This window comes from uncultured Methanobrevibacter sp. (assembly GCF_902769175.1).
Taxonomy (GTDB): Archaea; Methanobacteriota; Methanobacteria; order Methanobacteriales; family Methanobacteriaceae; genus Methanobrevibacter.
The window spans coordinates 178,048-196,767 of record NZ_CACXNW010000001.1; the positions used below are offsets into that span (position 1 = coordinate 178,048).

Here is an 18,720-nt window from a genome sequence, read left to right on the forward strand (position 1 = left end):
AAAAAATAACTTATGCCATAAAACATAAGTTATTGATAATATTTTTTTTTTTAAAATTGGTTATATGTCTATTCGACATAGGTTAACCAATTGTGAATATCTTCAGATCTTCCATATACTGCGTCGAAGTATTTTTCTTGTAATTCTTTAGTTACAGGACCTCTTGATCCGATTCCAATTTGTCTGTTGTCAATTGCACGGATTGGAGTAACTTCTGCTGCACTTCCAGTAAAGAATACTTCATCAGCTAAGTATAATCTTTCTCTTGAAATGGTTTCTTCAGAAACTTCATAGCCTAAGTCTTTTGCAATGGTCATGATACTGTCTCTGGTAATTCCTCTGAGGATAGAAGAACCTAAGTCAGGAGTGACGATTTTACCGTTTTCTACGATGAAAATGTTTTCTCCACTACCTTCTGCAACATGTCCGTGGTAGTCTAATTGGATAGCTTCATCGTATCCATGTTCACCAGCTTCTAAGTTAGCAAGTTGGGAGTTCATGTAGTTAGCTGCTGCTTTTGCAAGAACAGGTAATGTACCTGGTGCTGGTTTTCTCCAAGTGGAAATACCAATGTTTGCACCTTGTTCCATTTCTTCTTCTCCAATGTATGCTCCCCATTCCCAAACAGCAATGGTAGTGTTTACAGGACAATTTAATGGGTTTACTCCTAATTCACCGAAACCTCTGTAGGTGATTGGTCTAATGTAACATCCTTTTAAGTTGTTTTCCTTAATGGTTGCGATGATTGCATCACAGATTTCTTCTTGAGTAAATGGAATTTCCATTTTGTAAATTTTAGCGGAATCAAATAATCTTTGTACATGTTCTTTTAAACGGAATACAGCAGGTCCATTTTCAGTTTCATAACATCTTATACCTTCAAATACTGCAGTTCCGTAGTGTACTACGTGAGATAGAACGTTGATTTTAGCATCTTTTAATGCTACAAATTCTCCATCCATCCAAACTTTTAAATTTTCATCAAATGCCATTTTTTCACCTTTGTTCTTTTTAAAAGTAATTTTTCATGTCATTGTAGTTAATATAAGGATTGTTTTAAAGAATTGTATTGATATAATAATTTTTAAAATGAATTCTACTTTAAAATAATTCCTTTATTAATTATTTATTTCTTATATTTTAAATATATTACTTTATTTAAAAGATTTTCGTTTAATATTTTTTTATTTTATTCATAAATTTCTGATTTTTTAAAAAAATTTCATAAGATTTTCATTTTAAATCTCATATATCGAAAGTTTTAAATAATATGTTAACATAAACTATTATGTTGTATGGTTCCGTGGTCTAGGGGTATGATATCTCGCTTACAACGAGAGGATCACGAGTTCGAATCTCGTCGGAACCACTTCTTTAAACTTTTTAATAAGTTTAATTAATTCTTTTCATTATTTTTGAAAAGATAACTTTTTTATATATTTTTTGTATTAATTCATTAGAATTAATTCTATTTTGCATTGGTTCCGTGGTCTAGGGGTATGATATCTCGCTTACAACGAGAGGACCGTGAGTTCGAATCTCGCCGGAACCACTTTTATACTTTTTTTGTTTTTTTTAGATTATAAAATATTATAGGCTTTAATGTAATTTTATAAATAAATCAATGAATAATTAATAAATAAATATTGATTTCCTATTTTTAAGTCAAGATATTAATAAATAACTAATGATTTCCTATTTTTAAGTCAAGAAATAAATTAATACTGATTAATGTTTTCCTATTTTTAAGCCAAGATTTTTTTTCAATCTTAAAAATATAAAAAATAACTACTTATTCTCATCTTTAAATTAAAAAAAATAAATGATAATTAATATTTAAATTAGAGAAATATAAAAAAACTACTTTCAAATAAAAAAAGAGATTTTCATTAATTGAATAATGAAAATCAGGTAAAAAAATATTTTAAATCCCCTAATTTCTAGATTATTTCTAAAAGAAAGAGGGGTTGGAAAAATGTTATTTTCCTAAATAAATTAGTGGAAAAGAATATTATTTAAGAACTATGTCCACCACACTTCCAGCATCAGAAACACTACTATGAAAACTCTCAAAATCTGCAGGTACATAAGGTTCAGTAACTGGTTTAATGCAAGCCTTAATAGAACTTCCCAATAAACCTCCCGCGATTCCTCCGATTATTCCTACGGCAATTGATCCTCCAATCAAAATCAAAGCAGGCTTTAATCTATCGAATCTATAATCATAATTATGGGTGAATACATATGCAGTAGCTGTAGTACCTGCAATAGCACCGATAGAACCACCTACTATAGCACCTAGAACAGGGTTAGCAGTAAAAACACCTACTAAAAAACCAGCAACGAAACTTCCAGCAACACAAACGACTTCCATAAGTGTAATATCTGCATCAGATATACTTTCAACAATGTCAATTTTTATGTCACCACCTTTGGCAGGAGCTATAGAATTTAATCCAGTAGCTGCAATATAGTTCTCAGGGCTAAGATTTCCTGATTCGGAAACTGTTGTTAATTCTCCTCCATCTGAAACACAGATGTCATCTCCATATTTTTCTGCATGGTTGTTTACAAATGAACAATTCTCCAAATTCATATATCCTTGGTTAAAGATTGCACCACCATGATGTGCCTTATTGTTTTTAAAAAGACAATTATAGCATAGGGCAATCCCTAGATTAAGAATTGCAGCGCCCCAGTCCCTGTCAATAACGTAATCCTTATGATTGTCAATAAAATTTATATGACTGAATATGCAGGTTCCGTTTAAGCTTTCCACTGCAGTGTTGAACCCAGTGACAGTCAAGTTGGATGCAGAGAAAACAATATCTTTATCAAGTTTAAGCCATGTGTTTTCATCCCTATCTTTAGAAACAGTTTTAATTGTTGAACCATTTCCTGCTAAATTAACGGAATCAAAACCAAGAGAAGATGGATTGATTGTATCTCTACAATCAATTGTCATTTCCTTGGTAAAAATAATATTCAATACTTTGTTCTTGATATTGTCTAAACCATCTGCTTCAGCATATTCCTTAATGGAATCCAAAGATTTGTAAGTGGTTTTTATCGCTGCCTTATAACTGTTCACATCATAGACATAAACGGTTTTTGTAATGTCAACATCCAAGGAAAAACTGTTGTTTAGCAATAAAGGAAATACATCTGCTATATTATGCAGATTGCTGAAATGATATGCCTTTGAGTATAGTATTCTATTATCAGTAAAGTTTCTAAACAGAGAAAAAATGATATCTCCACTTAAATCGAAATGTTCACAATAATAAAAAGTGTCATTATCCAGGTATTGTATGCCTCCATTAACCATGGAAGAATATAATAAACGAGTAACGTCAATTTCCTTATCTGCTACATGTGATATGTAGGAATAATGGAAAATTTCAGGATCCAAATCTACTACATTACCATCAAACATTTTGCTTGAATCATCAAGAAGACAATTTTTTATGGAGATTCTTTTACGATCATTTCCAAAATAGACTGCATCTTGGCCCATTTCACTAATGCAGTTGAAATATTTGGAATCAATGATTTTATTATGGGATCCGCTCATAAAAACTGCACTGCCTAAAGCTTTTGCAGTAGAATTTAAAAATATGCATGAATCGATTTTTCCCATGTCTCCATTCCAAAAGATTGCTCCACCATTAACAGCACTAGTCCCAATGAACTTGCAAGCAGTTATCTCAACATAATCTCCATTAACTGTAATAGGGCTGTAAGCACTATTATAAGCAATAATATAATTTCCTTTATTTACATAGGATGCTGTGTTTTCAAAAGTAAAATCCAAATTTCTAAAACACAAATCATTAATTAAGACACCATCAGCTGTGATATTGAATATCCTTGGGTCATGGCTGTTACCATAGATTGTATGATTATTTCCATTAATTATAAGATCATCAACATCTAAAACAAGAGGCTTATAATTTTTAGAAGAGAAATTATAATCCTTATCTAATTCAATTATGCTGCCTGGACTTAAATTCCCAATATAATTAACAAAATCATCATAAGACCCAACAGCATTATTGCTTTCTATATTATTGTTATCCTCATTAAGTCCATTGGAATTAAGCATTTTAGTATTAAGCTTATTATGATTGGACTTATCATCATTATTTCTTACATTATCGACTTGCATTTCAGCATCTATTGTGTTTTCGCATCAGTTACTTTCCGTTCAACACCATCATCAAGGCACTTGCATTTCAGCATCTATTGTGTTTTCATCAATAGAATTTTCTTGCACTAATGTTTCAGTGACTACTCCCATTTCATTATAGTTTGTTTTTGTTTTAATAGAATTTTCATGCCCTAATGTTCCATTGTCAATATCACTTGCAGCACATGCAGAGGATATGGCTATAATAAAACAAAAACAAACCATAACTAAAAGGATATTTTTTAAGTAATTATTATTTTTTACCATTTGATACCATACCTTTAATTAGATTTTTTTACATTAATTATATTATCTAATTAAGAGTATATGAAACTTTTTGACTGTAAGCACTTACTTACATCGTTATAACGGAATTGTTGAATCTTATTTATAATTTAAAAAATTTTAAAAGTTTTGTTTAAAAAATAAAGGTAATTAAATAGGTTAAAAAAATTAATAGAAATAATTAAAATTTAAAAAAAGTAAAAATAGGGAATTTAAAAATGAAATACTAAAAAATAAAAAATTAAAAGATTAGTGAAACCCTTTTTTAAATATCCAGATTTTTGGTCCAAAGGACCTAAAAAGCTGGCTTAAAATACAATAATCAATAACATGATAATTACTAATGAAACAAAGAATACAAGTGTTCCTTTTACAAGCACATCTGCTTCTTTGTCAGCAAAAATAACTAATGCATAAGACAATACCAATGCTATTAAAAGCTGAGCAATTCCCAGGAATCCTGTTGGTATTTTTGCTATGCTTCCGATTATCAATCCAATTAAGTATGATATGGCAACGACAACTGCAATCATTACAACAACATTGCCTAATAAAGGTTTTATTATTTCTCCAAAAGGCTTGCTTGGCTTTTGAGGAACCGGACTGCCAAATTTGCTTTTTGAATTGTCTGTAGTAGGCATAAAGCTATGTCTATTTCCATAATCTAAAGTTCCTCTGCCTCCTAAGTCTCTGCCTCTTTGATCTTGAGTATCTTCTGGCTTAGATAGGAAGCTTCTTCTGCTTCTTTTTGGAGTTTCAATTTGGCGGTTTGCGAATAATGTGCTTACCGGACCGGAATAGCTGTCCCTCGGAGTCTTATTTAAGAACTCGGCACGATACAACTCATCATCATATTCATCATAATGACTTAATTCCAAGCCACCGACTTCATCCTCATAGTATTCCATATCTTCAGCAAATTCCTCATAGCCCTCATTATAGCTTTGAAGCCTATTGTATGATCTGTCATCATAACTGCTTTGGCTATAATCTCTTTCAGCTTGGCTGTCAATATATGCCCTATTGACATCTCGGTTATAATTGCTTGCATTGTCAATATAATCTCTATTGACATCTCTGCTATAAAATGAATTACTGTCAATGTCAGTGAGCCTATTTGGTTGACGTTCTAATCTTGGTTTTGTTTCCTTGTTTTTGTTTGAATATCTTTTAGCTAAAGTTACAAGGTTGTTTCTGTCTATCAGTTTGATTTTTTTCTCTTCAGCATATCTTTTTGCTTGTGTAGAGAAACCAGAACTAGTTACAACTGCAACTTTTGATGCTTTAAGTTTTTTGCCAATGACTTCCATTTCCTTTAAAACATCAATTCCAACTTCCCAGTCTTTATCGTAGTTTTTACATGCAACAACTAAACCAAAATCTCCCATAGATGTTTGCAGAATCGCATATATGTCTACGACCTGTTGAGATGTTTTAAAATATTTGTAAACTTTAAAGCCAGAATCTTCAAGAACTTTAGCTATAAAATTCACTAATTGTGGTTTTTCCACGGTTTCACCTAATCTTATTTTTAATATAATATATTTATATTTTCTCAATATATAATTTTTATTAAATTTTTTTATATTTTCATCAATTTTAATTGGTTTTTATTAATTTTCAATGTAAGATTTTCGTTAATTTTTCTTGGTTTTTATTAATTTTAATGTAAGATTTTTATTAAATTTTATTGGTTTTAATTAATTTTTTATTTTAAGATTTTTATTAATTTTCAATGTAATATTTTTATTAAATTTTATTGGTTTTAATTAATTTTTTATTTTAAGATTTTTATTAATTTTAATGTAATATTTTTATTAATTTTTATTGGTTTTCATTAATTTTTTATATTAAGATTTTCATCTAATTTTTCCAAGGTTTATACTAAAATTCATTGATTTTTCTAATTTTTTTATCCAATAAAAAATTTTATAAAACTGTAATTATATATTATAAATTAATATGAAAATAATCTAAACCACTGATTATTTTTACTGATAATAATTTAATTAAAACTTTAAGGAATCGTTTATTATGTTATCTATTGGTCAATGTTACTTAGAATTCGTTAATAAAATCTTAAAAGAAGGTAAGGAAACATATAAGGACAGTGATCATCATTTAAAAGAAAGTCTCGGTAACTATTATTACATTGATGATCCATTGGATTTGAAATTCAGAGCAAAATATCAACACATGACTACTGAATTGATGTTAGAGGAAATCAAAAGCGGCAAATTTGATATTGATTCTTGCCCTATAAAAGGGGATGCATTATATGAATATGTAAAATCCTTTGAAATAAGGGATGACCAAGGTTTTGTTTACACTTATCCTAATCGTATTTTAGAGCATTTTGGTGTAGATCAATTCGAAACCATGAAACAAAGAATCCTAACTGCTACAGGCAGTAACCGTGCAGTGGCTGTTACCATTGACCCTGCATTGGATGGAGATAGGGAAGACATTCCATGTTTGCAGGTTATTCAGATTCTAGTTAGGGATGGAGAATTGACTATTCACTGTTTCTTCCGTTCCAATGATATTTTTGGAGCATTCTATTCCAACATGTTCTTCATAACCTACATTGGAATAAAAATGAAAGAGGAAGTCAACAAGGAAATCATGGGAGAAAAGCTAAACTTCGGCGGACTTCATTATCACTCCACTTCTGGCCATATCTACAATAACGATATGAGGGCTGCTAGAAAATTGATTTCTGCTAATAAGTCCTTATTATGATTTGAGTGATGTGAAAGATTTCTCTTGACGGCTGTAGAACTCTTATAAAATAATCCTTAGATTATTTTTTCTTTTTTTATATCTTTTTTTTATTGCTTATTATTTGATGATTCATATGAAAAATTTTTTATCTAACGATGATGGCATAGATGCCTCAGGTATATTGGCAGCTAAACAGGTAGCTGATGAATTTGGAGAAACTATTGTGGTGGCACCTTCCAATCAGCAAAGCGGAATAGGTCATGCATTGACTCTTGTCGAACCGATTAGAGTGAATGAAGTGAATTTACGAGATGGTGATGTGGGATATGCTGTAACTGGAACTCCTACAGATGCAGTTACTATAGGAATTTATGAATTGATGGATGAAAAGCCAGATTTAGTGGTTTCTGGAATCAACACTGGCAGAAACACAGGAAAAGGAGAGCTTTCCACATCTGGAACAATTGGTGCTGCAACTGAAGCTGCGTCTTATGGAATTCCTACAATTGCTGTCAGTCAGCACACTCCTGATGATAAAATAAAATTTGATGAGGGCCATATTGAAATTGACTTCTCATCAAGCCAAAAGGTTTTAAGAAACCTTATTCAAAAGGTCATTGACAATGGATTTCCAGAGGGCATCGATATATTGAATTTGAATGTTCCAGCTAATCCTGAATCATATGAACCTAAGATATGTCCTTTAGCTACAAGAATGTATGAGCCAGTTGTGGAAAAACGAATTGATCCAAGGGGAAGAGCATACTACTGGATTAACGGCATTTTCTATTAGGGAAATCCTAAGGATTCTGATGATTATGTTCTTTTGGAAGAGAATGTTCCTACCTTAACTCCTTTAATATTGGATATGGCTCCTGATTTAGAGGGATTGAAGGATTGGTATAAGGAATAGTTTAGATTCATTCCTTTATTGAGGCAATGAAATTTCATTTGCATTTGTTTAGATATTCAATTGCAATCATTGAATTTTATTTCATAATACACAAACAATATATAATATAAGGTACATAATAATTATGATAGATAATTTCTAAAAATTTAAGGAGATAATATATGTCTGTAAACCAACTTGAAGCTACATTGCAAGCTGTAACACATACTTTAGCAAAATTAGAAAAAGAAGGCTGCAATGATGAAAAGCTTTTAAACGAACTTAGAAAAGAAAGAGATAAACTTTTAAATGAATTAAACTTAAATTAAATTTTTAAGATTTTGGTGATTTCATTAAATAAGTATATAATAGATTAAGAATAAATAGTATTTTACTAATATTTATTGATAAATTAAATTTAATTTTTATAATTTTATGAGGCTATAAAATGAGTGATAATTTCCAAGTAAATAAACAATTTGCTAAATTCAAAGGCAAAAATGTTCTCATTGGTTTAAAAAACTGGGAAGAAGTAGAAGGAAAAATAATTACAATTGATAACTTTTTAAACTTAGTTTTAGATGATGGTGAAGGTTTAAAAGTTATTAAAGGTGGAAAAATAGCATTTATTTCTATTCAAGAATAAGGCTATTTTCTATTTTTTTCTTATTTTTCTTTTAATTATTTTTCTATTTTTATCAGTTTTTCCCTTAACATAATTTTATATTTTCAATATTAGTTTCATTAGTTACGAATCATTTCTTTTTTTAAAAAAATATAGTTAAATTATGTTGGATAATTTAACTATTTTAGGGCTATTTTTTGATTTAATCATTAATTTTAAGCTTTTAGCACTATTTTTAGAGTAATAATATTTACTGTTTTTAGAGCTATTTATATAAAATGATGTTAAGTTTAACTGCATGCATCTTCAATTGATTCTCTGATTTCATCAATGCTGTTTCCTAACATAAGGGCTAAGAACATAGCTCCGCCAGCACCTGCTCCCTCTTTAATAAAGCATTTTGTATAATTTTTAAGACCTTCAATACGGGAAATTTCAAAGTTAGGATTTACTGCATTTACAGATATTTCCCCTATTTGATTAGTAATGTCTAAGATATCTGCGGTATTGTCCTTTACCACAAATGCAGTAGTTGCAAGGCAGCTGTTTGAAAAGTCAAATTCAGGATCCAATGCCTTAGCTATTGCACATGCTGCAGTAAGTTGGGTTCCTCCTGCCAAGACAACAGGCACCTTAGCACCCATAAGGACTCCTGCAACTACAGGAAGCATAGGGTCTCCAACAGCAGCTACAACATCAAATGGATTGTTGTCTTTAGATTCTTCTAATCCTGCCTTTTCCAATCCTTCTTCAACCAATGCATTTTTCATCTCATGAGGGTTTGTATCCATGCATCCGCTGACCTTTCCTTTTGCATCATATCCAAGGCCAACCAAAACTCCAAGGGCAGTGGTTGTACCAGCAGGAAGGCTTTCGCCAATCACAATGTAATCATGCTTTTCAGATAATATTTCTCCAAGTTCAAATCCTTTTTCAAAAAGACCTTCAGGGTCTTCTACAGCCTGTCCAGTTCTAATATCCTTACCCCATTTTCCATCGCTTATATCAAAGACATCAGTGTTTGCCTTGACTTCACTTCCAGCATCCAATACCATAACCGGACAATCGCAAAGGGCAAGGGAACCTTTGGTAATCATTGAAGGGGTAGGAGTTACAACCTCCCCAATAATTGTTTGAGGTATGTCTGTCATACATTTGACCTCTCCTTCCAAAATAAGCTCTGCATCTCCTGCAGGAGTGAACTTTGTAAGTTCTGGAGTAGTTCCAGCACCAGTAAGGCCTGGAATCTTGGAAGTTTCAGTAGTAGCTATTGTACAAATAAAAATAGGGTTTTTCAAGTTTGGCAATTCTTTTGATAATTTGTCTGAACCGTAAGTCTTTAATCCTTCTATCATTTTATCATCTTTAATTTTTATTATCCTTTCAAGTCCTTTAAAATTTATTTTTTATTTCTAAATATTTAAGCTAGAAAAGTAGTGATCTTTTATTTTTATTCATTCTCTAAAAAATTATATTATGGAATTTATTATTTTTTTGTTATATAAAAAATAGCATTTATTTTCCTTTAAATTAAATAATATGCTTTAAGCATATATTGTTTGCAATAATAATTGAGTATAAAACAAATTTAGATAAGAAAGGTTCAAATTATACTTTATTAAAAGAAATATTTAAATTTTATCATAGGGTTTTTAATGTCTTTCGTATCTATTTGTTCTTGCAGGACAAGTAGGATATTTTTGATTTGTTGGTTAAATGGCTGACCTTTTCATCAATTTATTAGAATTTTAAGGAATAGATTTATTTTAAGGATTAGATTTATTTTAAGGAATAGATTTATTTTAAGGATTAGATTTAGTTTAAGGATTAGATTTATTTTAAGGAATAGATTTATTTTAAGGAATAGAATTAGTTAACTGGAATTAAATAATAAAAAAGAAATTAAAAAAAATATTAAAAAAGAAATTAGAAACAAATGTATCTAAGATGTATTAAGTATTGAAACAATGTTCTAGATTATTTTCTCATTAATATTCTCCATACATGCTTATATGAACTCCTTCTTTTTTATCTATCAAATAACAACCGTTTTTGTCACTAGGGCAGCTAACCCATATCTTTCCGCCTTTAGTTGCATTTAGGATTTGTCCACAAACAATATACTTCCAGTCAGAGTCATGGAAACTAATTACGACTTGGAAGCTCACAGTAGTCTGGTTATGTCCTAATGGGATGGGAAGTGTGGCTTCGCCTTTTTTGTTGGTAAGCATGGAGTCCTGCCACACAATTGGGGCGCTTATGGTGTTTCCCTCAATTTTCGGCTTGATGACGCTCAAAGATATATTACTATTATGGGATCGTGAACCGTCACAGTCACGTAAAACAATAGTTAGTGGACACATTACTGGTTCTGGGAATACATATACTAGACTAATTGGAGTAAAATCGTATTGGCCTTTAGTCAAATCATTTTTTTCAATTGGTAAGTTTTTTATAGAATATTCTGCCCCTTCATCCATATCTATTTCATCACTTGGCAATTCGAATGGGCCACCTTTATAGATTGGGGTGAAATTGTAGTCATATTCATCCATATCTGTATCTTCATTTGCTAATTCTATAGAATCATCTGGGCTTTCACCTGGAACTGATTCTTCATTTGTTATTTGTATGGAATCATCAGTAGGAATAGCCTGTGTGTCATGGGTTATTTGTATGGAATCATCAGTAGGAATGAGCTGTGTTTCATTTAAATCAGTAGCACAAACTGATGAAACTGAAAATATCACCCCTAGTACTAAAATTAAACACAAAATATTATATTTCATCATATCATCTCATTTCAATTTCATACTTAATTTAATTTAAGCATATAATTAGCATATAACCTTTTGAAATACTAATATATAAACCTTTTCGAATGTAAGTACTTACTTACATGCTCCATACTTAAAAAAAGTTCATATAAATACCTTTTTTTAAAAATAAAACTTAAATCAGTTGTATAAAGGAAAAATCAAAGAATTAAGCAAAAAAAATTAAATAGATGACATTGAGTAAAAATATATAAATGTATGTTAATATACTTAATATAAATAATTGCATAGATAATTTTCTTTTAAGTTAAGATTATTATTTTTTCTATTTTTAAAATCTTGTTTAATAGGTGTTTTTAAATTGATATCATTAGGAATTGAAGGAACTGCGGAAAAAACTGGAATAGGAATTGTAGACAGTGATGGCAATGTGTTGGCTATGGCTGGAAAGCAATTGTATCCAGAGGAAGGAGGAATACATCCAAGAGAGGCAGCAGAACATCATGCCAAATGGATTCCTCAAATCATTCCACAAGCTATGGAAGAGGCAGGCCTTAGCTATAAGGATATTGATTTCATTTCATTTTCACAAGGTCCGGGACTTGGTCCTGCACTTAGAACTGTTGCCACATCTGCAAGGTCACTTGCTTTAAGTCTTAACATTCCAATTGTTGGAGTTAACCATTGCATTGGACATGTAGAGATAGGAAAATTGGATACTGGTGCTAGAAATCCAGTAACCCTTTATGTAAGCGGCGGAAACAGTCAGGTAATTGCATATGAATCTGGAAGATATAGGATCTTTGGAGAGACCTTAGATATAGCTATTGGAAATTGTCTTGATCATTTTGGTCGTGAAACCGGTCTTGGACATCCTGGAGGGCCTGTAGTTGAAAAGCTTGCAAAGGATGGTTCCTATATTGACTTGCCTTATGTTGTAAAAGGAATGGACTTCTCATTTTCAGGATTGCTAAGTGCAGCACTTAGGGCTCATAAGAATGGCGAAAGAATAGAAGACATCTGTTACAGCCTTCAGGAAACAGCATTTGCCATGCTTGTAGAAGTTACTGAAAGGGCTCTTGCCCATACAGAAAAGGACGAGGTTCTTTTATGTGGTGGAGTTTCTGCAAACAGCAGACTTAGAGAAATGATGCAAATAATGGCAAAGGAACACTATGCAAAATTCTACATGCCTGAGATGAAGTATTCCGGAGACAATGGAGTAATGATTGCTTGGTTAGGCCAATTGATGTATAAGGCTTACGGACCACTTAAGATAGAGGACACCAACATCCTTCAAAGATTCAGAACCGATGAAGTGGATGCTCCATGGGTAGACAATACCAAGTATAAATTGGATTTGCCTAAGGAACTTAAGGCAAAAGGAGCAGAATCCGATATTTACGAAGCCACTTGGCTTGGCAGGGAAGCTATTGTCAAAAACAGGGTTTCCAAATCCTATAGGATAGAAGAGATAGACAATAAAATCAGAAAGCTTAGAACCAAAAGTGAAGCCAAGATTTTATCTGATGTCAAGAAAACAGGTGTCAGAACTCCAATTTTATATGATGTTGATTTAGATGAAAAATCCATTATCATGGAAAAGATAAATGGATCATTAGTTAAAGACGTAATGTCTGCTATTGATGATGATAAAAGGCGTGAATTAGCTATTGCCATTGGTGAAAACATTAAGGCGGTCCATGATGGAGATATAATTCATGGTGATTTGACTGGTTCCAATATGATTTTGGTAGATGGCAATTTAGATGATATAAACAATAATCTAGCTATTTTTGACTTTGGATTAGGAAAATATTCAGATCTCTTGGAAGATAAGGCAGCAGATTTATTGGTCTTAAAGAAATCATTCCAAAGCATTGATTATGATATAGCTACTCAAACCTTTGATTGGATTTTAGAAGCTTATGATGCTAACAATCAATCAAAAATAGCTAAACAGATTGCTGCGATTGAATCTAGAGGAAGATATACTCATTAATTTAAGATTTTTTTTTCAGAGCGGATATTATGATTAATGAGTATTCCATTCTCTAAATAAGATTAGATTTCTTTATTTTTCTTTTCTTTCTGTTTTTATAATAAGGTTGGATTTCTTTATTTTTCTTTTCTTTCTGTTTTTAAATAAGATTCAGATAGTTTTATATACATACAGTATATATTAATAATATGGATTTTAATTCAAATATCGAATCAATAATGGGCAATCCTAAAAAAGCCATTAATAAACTGGCTTTCCCAATAATATTTTCAATGCTTTTAATGTTATTAAATAACATAATAGATACTTTTTGGGTTTCTGGACTAAATGCTGATGCTCTTGCAGCATTAGGATTTATTTCACCATTATATTTGGTCATCATTGGCATTGGAACTGGTATTGGAGCTGGTGTAAATTCCTTAATCTCACGTTTCCTCGGAGCTAAAAGAATTGACGATGCGAATAATGCGGTTATGCATGCATTAATTTTAATGATAATCGTTTCAATCATCATTTTAATTATAGGCATTTTCTTTCTAAAGGATTTAATGATATTTTCAGGTGCATCCAGTGTTGTTTCATATTGTTTGGATTATGGAAAAATAATATTTTTACTTAATATAGTGTTTTTGCTGCCTAATGTATTTGGAAGCATATTTAGAGCAGAAGGAGATATAAAAAGAGCTACAAACCCATTGATATTGGCATCAGTGGTTAACATAATCATCGATCCGATTCTAATATACTACCTGAATTTAGGAATATTTGGAGCAGGGCTTGCAACGGTGATTGCATCACTTTTATCATGCCTATGCATGCTTTATTGGGTTTATATTAAAAAGGATACTTTTTTTAATTACAAAATCTCAGATTATAAACGTAACTTGCAAATTTATAAGGAAATGTTAGTGGTTTCACTGCCTTCTGCAACAGAAGAAATAATTTTTGCTATAGTTGCTATAATGCTTAATTATATGATTATATCCACTTCAGGAGTTAATGAAGTTGCAGCTTTCACTATTGTCTGGAGAATTATTGCGATAGCATTTTTGCCTGGCGTTTCTATAGGAATTGCAACAATAACAGTTTCAGGAATGGCTTATGGGGCTAAAAACTGGGAAAATTTCAATGAAACGATAAAATATGGAACATTATTATGTTTAGCAATTACATTTTTAATTTCCGCATGCTTTTTCATTTTCGCTTATCCAATATGTGGGTTCTTTAATTCCCAAGCAGCTAACTTCACATTAGCCAATCGTGCAGCAGAAATATTGAGATTATTTGTATTTTATAACTTTTTAAGCCCATTGGGACTAATGGCCGCTTATGTTTTTCAAGGCATTGGCGATGGATTTAAATCATTGGCAACAACAATTCTTAGAGAAATCATATTGAGCATGGGATTCGCATATCTATTTGGAATAATATTGAATATGGGTGTATTTGGAGTTTATTTAGGAACAATTATTGGAATGAATATAGGTTCAATAATAGGTTTTATTTGCATAATGATATTCAATCAAAAGTTCAAAAAGGAAGTTATGGAAGAATCAAAGACATTGAATCAAGTGTAAATAATGTTGAAGGATAAATTAAGAGAAAAAAGTTAATGTTGAACATTGAATCAAAGTGTAAATAATGTTGAAGGATATATTAAGAGAAAAAAGTTAATGTTGATGAATGGTGATGATAAATGAGCAGAAAAAAGATACTATTGGATGTTGATGAGGTAATATGCTTTTCTGGATTTCTAGATGCCGTTAATGAATTTTTAGGCACCAGCTATCTTATTGATGATTTTACAGATTATTACATAGATGAAGTGGCAATACCTAAAGATCAATTTGAGGACTTTAAAAGATTTGCTTCAGCAAGAAACAATTATGAAAATCCAGATTTTCTCCCTGGAGCTATTGAGACAATTGAACAATTAAGCGAATACTATGACATATACATCTGCTCTTCATGCGTCAATCCATTTTATCCTTTAGAGAGCGGTGATGTATTCAAAAACAAATTTAATTTCCTAGTGGAATATTTGCCATTCATAAATCCGGAAAATTTTATTTTCACATCATCAAAGCAGTTGATTAAAGGGGATATAATCATTGACGATTCAATATCTCATTTAAATTCTGATATAGAAATAAAAATATTGTTTCCATCTTATCATAACAGAGACATAAGCGACAGGGAATTGGAAGAGAAAAATATCATCCGAGGAGGTCGTGACTGGAGAAACGGATGGGAAGAAGTGAAAAGAATATTGTTGGATGAAAATATGTTATAATAATATTTCAGGTGTTTTAAATGAAATTATATTTAGCTACAACTTCAAAATTCAAAAGAGAGATTTTTCAAAAAGTGGGAATGAAACATGAAGCCATTGAAAACGATTTTGATGAAAATATAAGCCTTGAAGATCCATATGAACTGGTCAAAAGCTTATCAAAAGGAAAGGCGGGAAGCGTTTTAAGCAAAGTATCCGATGGAGCAATTATCGGATTGGATACAATAGTCTATTTTAATGGCAAAATATATGAAAAGCCAAAGGATAAGGAAGAAGCAAAGAATAATCTAAAGGAATGTTCAAATCAAACAGTTTCTGTTATAACTGGAATAACAGTGATTGATGTTATAAATGAAAAAAGTCATACTGATTATCAGGAAACAAGGATTAAATTTTCAGGCATCTCTGATGAGGATGCTCAATATTATGTAGATAATGAACCTGATGTGCTCTACTCTTCAGGATTTATAATTGAAACAATAGCTTCCTGCTTTATAGAAAGAATTGATGGAAGTTTTTACAATATTCTAGGAGCTCCTGTTGAAAAGATTTATGAAATATTAAATGCATTAGGCTATCATCTGAATGATTTTGAATGAGGTCTGATTTATGGTGGATGATGTTTCTGGTTGATTTTTTGAAGGTATTAGCTATTGGTGATGCTGTTTTTGATTGATTTGGATTGGTAGTATTAGCTAATGGTGGTGCCCTTTTTGATGGATTAGATAAAATCTTACCTTATGGCATAAATGTATATTTCATAAAAGCTATTCACAAGCCCAATATACTTAAAAGTGCATTTGGAAAGATTGTACATTATCTCACCAACAATTTTAAATGGATACTCAGCATCTATACTATCCTCACTAGGAGGCTTTAAACCATAGCTAAAGTTTCCATCAGAATCCACATATCCATTAGGTATGGAAAGAACAACAATCCCCTCATAACGTAAGACTCGGTCTAATTCTGCTACTGCGCTTTTTATATCAAACAAACGAGAATTGAATGTTCTAAAAGATAAGTATAAATCTATAGAGTTATCTGGCAATTCATATAGAGATTCAGCACTTGTATTCATTATTATGGCTTTGGGAAAGATTTCCTTAGCAACTAGAAGAGACCTAAGTCCCACATCGACCAAATAAAGGTTTTTAAAATTGTTGCCAATCATCTTTTCCATTTGGGAGGCATCATTGCAGCCAACATTTAAAATGTCCAGTTCATTTAATTTGTCAAAAACATCTAGCTTTTTAAGAATCAATTGAAAATCACTAATCCATTCATCGCTATACTCATGAACATCTTTTTCAGCAGCATAATAATTGAAATATTTCTTATCAAATGCATAGCTTATCGCATTATTGACTAAATCCTGTGCATTTTCAAACCCTTGGGATTTTAAATGTTCAATTAAACCTTGCTTTGTTGTTATATGCGATGGAAGGTGGTGTTTTTCAACACCGTTTTTCATAAGATTCTCCAGCATATATCTTGAGATTCTGGAAGTAAAATAAATAGATTCTTTATAATTACTCATATCATCACTCAACCTTACTTTGTCAATTTTCATTAATATAAGTTTTCCTTTATAATTCCTTTTTTCATTTCATTCATCATTTTTAGTTCAATTAATTAAATTCCTTCTCATTTCTGTTTAGTTTGTTCATTTCATTATTTTTTCAACATTGTTGCTTTGCTTCTCTTTCATTAAATTTCTTTCTCTTGCTTTTTAGATAGTTCAATTCTTTAAATTAGTAGCCAGTTGGGATTTGTTTTAATTGTTTTTCATTTTCAGATAGATTTATTAAAACTTTTTTATATAATTAAAACTATGATAACATTTATAACTGGGAACGAACATAAAGTAATAGAAGCAGAGAATATTTTCAAACTTTTTGGCGTTGAACTTGAGCATATTGATTTAGGTTACATGGAACCTCAAGGAAGTCTTGAGGATGTAGCAAAATTCGGTGCTGAATATGCTTGCCAAGAGTTAAATCGCTCTGTGATTGTGGAAGATGCTGGTTTATTCATAAGAGCTTTAAACGGTTTTCCGGGAACATATTCAAAATTTGTACAGAATTCACTTGGAAACCAGAATATACTAAAGCTTATGGATGGAGTTGACGATAGATACGCTGAATTCAGGTCAGTTATTGGCTATTGCACACCCAATTCTGAGCCCAAGGTCTTTTTAGGGCGTATCAAAGGTCAAATCGCTTTTGAAGAAAGAGGCAATCTGGGGTTCGCTTTCGATCCGATATTTTTAGTTCCGGAAGAAGGCAAAACATTTGGAGAGCTTACTACTGAAGAGAAAAACCGGTTTTCACATAGAAGAAATTCTTTAGAAAAGTTTATCAATTGGTATACAAATCAAAATGACAAATAATAAACTTTTTAATGTTTTTTAATTAGCCAAGGATATTATAAATGGTTTGATTAGGAATTTAATCTCTTTTATAGATAATGGATTAATTTATTGTTGAAATTGGAATCTATTGTTTCCAATTAAGAAATAAGGAAATCTTTTTATTAAAATGATATCGGGATTTAAATGATTGGATTGTTTATTCTATTCTTCGTTTAATTGATTTATTTTAAAACCTATTATTTCAAGTTTTGATTAATCATATCAGTTATTTCTTAAAGGTTTTTTCATTTTGAATTTAAAATAGTTTTTTAACTGACAAATTATCGTTTATGAATTATTTTTCAATAGTCTTTTAATGATATTGTCGCTACGAATTATTTTACAAAGGACCTTACTATAAATAATCAAAAAACTTATTGGAGAGGATATTTATGGCAAGACCAGAATGGATCGCATATACTAACGAAGAAATCGAAGAATTTATTGTAAAATTCAAAAGAGAAGGTAAATCTGCAAGTCAAATCGGAGTAATTTTAAGAGACCAATACGGTATTCCTAG

14 protein-coding genes, 2 tRNA genes and 3 pseudogenes are annotated in these 18,720 nt (G+C 30.9%); 12 read left to right on the forward strand and 7 right to left on the reverse strand.

What is annotated here, in order from left to right; all coding sequences use genetic code 11:
- Nucleotides 1-68: 68 nt before the first annotated feature.
- The gene (locus QZV12_RS00645) at nt 69-992 is read right to left on the reverse strand and encodes a branched-chain amino acid transaminase (RefSeq protein ID WP_295615612.1); all 924 of its coding nucleotides are present in this window, start codon (nt 990-992) and stop codon (nt 69-71) included.
- Nucleotides 993-1,297: 305 nt separating this feature from the next.
- Between QZV12_RS00645 and QZV12_RS00650 the strand changes: the two genes are divergently transcribed.
- Nucleotides 1,298-1,369 (forward strand) — tRNA-Val (locus QZV12_RS00650).
- Between the two features lie 111 nt (nt 1,370-1,480).
- Nucleotides 1,481-1,552 (forward strand) — tRNA-Val (locus QZV12_RS00655).
- A gap of 459 nt (nt 1,553-2,011) precedes the next feature.
- Here QZV12_RS00655 and QZV12_RS00660 read toward each other — a convergent pair.
- From QZV12_RS00660 to QZV12_RS13605, 3 genes and pseudogenes are all read right to left on the reverse strand, one after another.
- Entirely contained in the window at nt 2,012-4,168 is a 2,157-nt protein-coding gene (locus QZV12_RS00660) for a hypothetical protein (protein ID WP_295615614.1), read from the reverse strand.
- 51 nt (nt 4,169-4,219) lie between these two features.
- Nucleotides 4,220-4,414: a hypothetical protein gene (locus QZV12_RS00665; protein ID WP_295615616.1), complete on the reverse strand. Its 195-nt coding sequence runs from the start codon at nt 4,412-4,414 to the stop codon at nt 4,220-4,222.
- Nucleotides 4,415-5,633: 1,219 nt separating this feature from the next.
- Nucleotides 5,634-5,985 (reverse strand): annotated as a pseudogene (locus QZV12_RS13605) (restriction endonuclease); the annotation flags it as partial.
- Nucleotides 5,986-6,508: 523 nt separating this feature from the next.
- Here QZV12_RS13605 and QZV12_RS00675 point away from each other — a divergent pair.
- From QZV12_RS00675 to QZV12_RS00695, 4 genes and pseudogenes are all read left to right on the forward strand, one after another.
- Nucleotides 6,509-7,216: a thymidylate synthase gene (locus QZV12_RS00675; protein ID WP_295615620.1), complete on the forward strand. Its 708-nt coding sequence runs from the start codon at nt 6,509-6,511 to the stop codon at nt 7,214-7,216.
- Nucleotides 7,217-7,331: 115 nt separating this feature from the next.
- A pseudogene (gene surE / locus QZV12_RS00680) lies at nt 7,332-8,111 on the forward strand (5'/3'-nucleotidase SurE).
- Nucleotides 8,112-8,272: 161 nt separating this feature from the next.
- Complete coding sequence (locus tag QZV12_RS00690) at nt 8,273-8,419, forward strand: hypothetical protein (RefSeq protein ID WP_292789242.1); 147 nt, start codon at nt 8,273-8,275, stop codon at nt 8,417-8,419.
- A 119-nt stretch (nt 8,420-8,538) separates the two neighbouring features.
- Entirely contained in the window at nt 8,539-8,736 is a 198-nt protein-coding gene (locus tag QZV12_RS00695) for an LSM domain-containing protein (RefSeq protein ID WP_295615626.1), read from the forward strand.
- A 269-nt stretch (nt 8,737-9,005) separates the two neighbouring features.
- Here QZV12_RS00695 and cobT read toward each other — a convergent pair whose 3' ends face one another.
- Nucleotides 9,006-10,070 (reverse strand): nicotinate mononucleotide-dependent phosphoribosyltransferase CobT, encoded by a 1,065-nt coding sequence (gene cobT / locus QZV12_RS00700; protein WP_295615628.1) that lies wholly within the window; start codon nt 10,068-10,070, stop codon nt 9,006-9,008.
- 633 nt (nt 10,071-10,703) lie between these two features.
- The gene (locus QZV12_RS00705; RefSeq protein ID WP_295615631.1) at nt 10,704-11,504 is read right to left on the reverse strand and encodes a hypothetical protein; all 801 of its coding nucleotides are present in this window, start codon (nt 11,502-11,504) and stop codon (nt 10,704-10,706) included.
- A gap of 349 nt (nt 11,505-11,853) precedes the next feature.
- Here QZV12_RS00705 and QZV12_RS00710 point away from each other — a divergent pair, with 349 nt between their 5' ends.
- From QZV12_RS00710 to QZV12_RS00725, 4 genes are all read left to right on the forward strand, one after another.
- Complete coding sequence (locus tag QZV12_RS00710) at nt 11,854-13,494, forward strand: bifunctional N(6)-L-threonylcarbamoyladenine synthase/serine/threonine protein kinase (RefSeq protein ID WP_295615633.1); 1,641 nt, start codon at nt 11,854-11,856, stop codon at nt 13,492-13,494.
- A 188-nt stretch (nt 13,495-13,682) separates the two neighbouring features.
- Nucleotides 13,683-15,071 carry an MATE family efflux transporter gene (locus tag QZV12_RS00715; RefSeq protein ID WP_295615635.1) on the forward strand — a complete coding sequence of 463 codons (1,389 nt, stop codon included), beginning with the start codon at nt 13,683-13,685 and terminating at the stop codon, nt 15,069-15,071.
- Nucleotides 15,072-15,190: 119 nt separating this feature from the next.
- Nucleotides 15,191-15,787: a hypothetical protein gene (locus QZV12_RS00720; RefSeq protein ID WP_295615638.1), complete on the forward strand. Its 597-nt coding sequence runs from the start codon at nt 15,191-15,193 to the stop codon at nt 15,785-15,787.
- Between the two features lie 20 nt (nt 15,788-15,807).
- The gene (locus QZV12_RS00725) at nt 15,808-16,386 is read left to right on the forward strand and encodes a nucleoside triphosphate pyrophosphatase (RefSeq protein ID WP_295615641.1); all 579 of its coding nucleotides are present in this window, start codon (nt 15,808-15,810) and stop codon (nt 16,384-16,386) included.
- 134 nt (nt 16,387-16,520) lie between these two features.
- Here QZV12_RS00725 and QZV12_RS00730 read toward each other — a convergent pair whose 3' ends face one another.
- A complete protein-coding gene (locus tag QZV12_RS00730) occupies nt 16,521-17,360 on the reverse strand; it encodes a methyltransferase domain-containing protein (RefSeq protein WP_295615645.1) in 840 nt (279 codons plus the stop codon).
- Between the two features lie 261 nt (nt 17,361-17,621).
- Between QZV12_RS00730 and QZV12_RS00735 the strand changes: the two genes are divergently transcribed.
- On the forward strand, nt 17,622-18,179 hold the full coding sequence (locus QZV12_RS00735; protein ID WP_295615672.1) for an XTP/dITP diphosphatase: 558 nt from the start codon (nt 17,622-17,624) through the stop codon (nt 18,177-18,179).
- A gap of 413 nt (nt 18,180-18,592) precedes the next feature.
- Nucleotides 18,593-18,720: pseudogene (gene rps15p, locus QZV12_RS00740) on the forward strand (30S ribosomal protein S15); the annotation flags it as partial.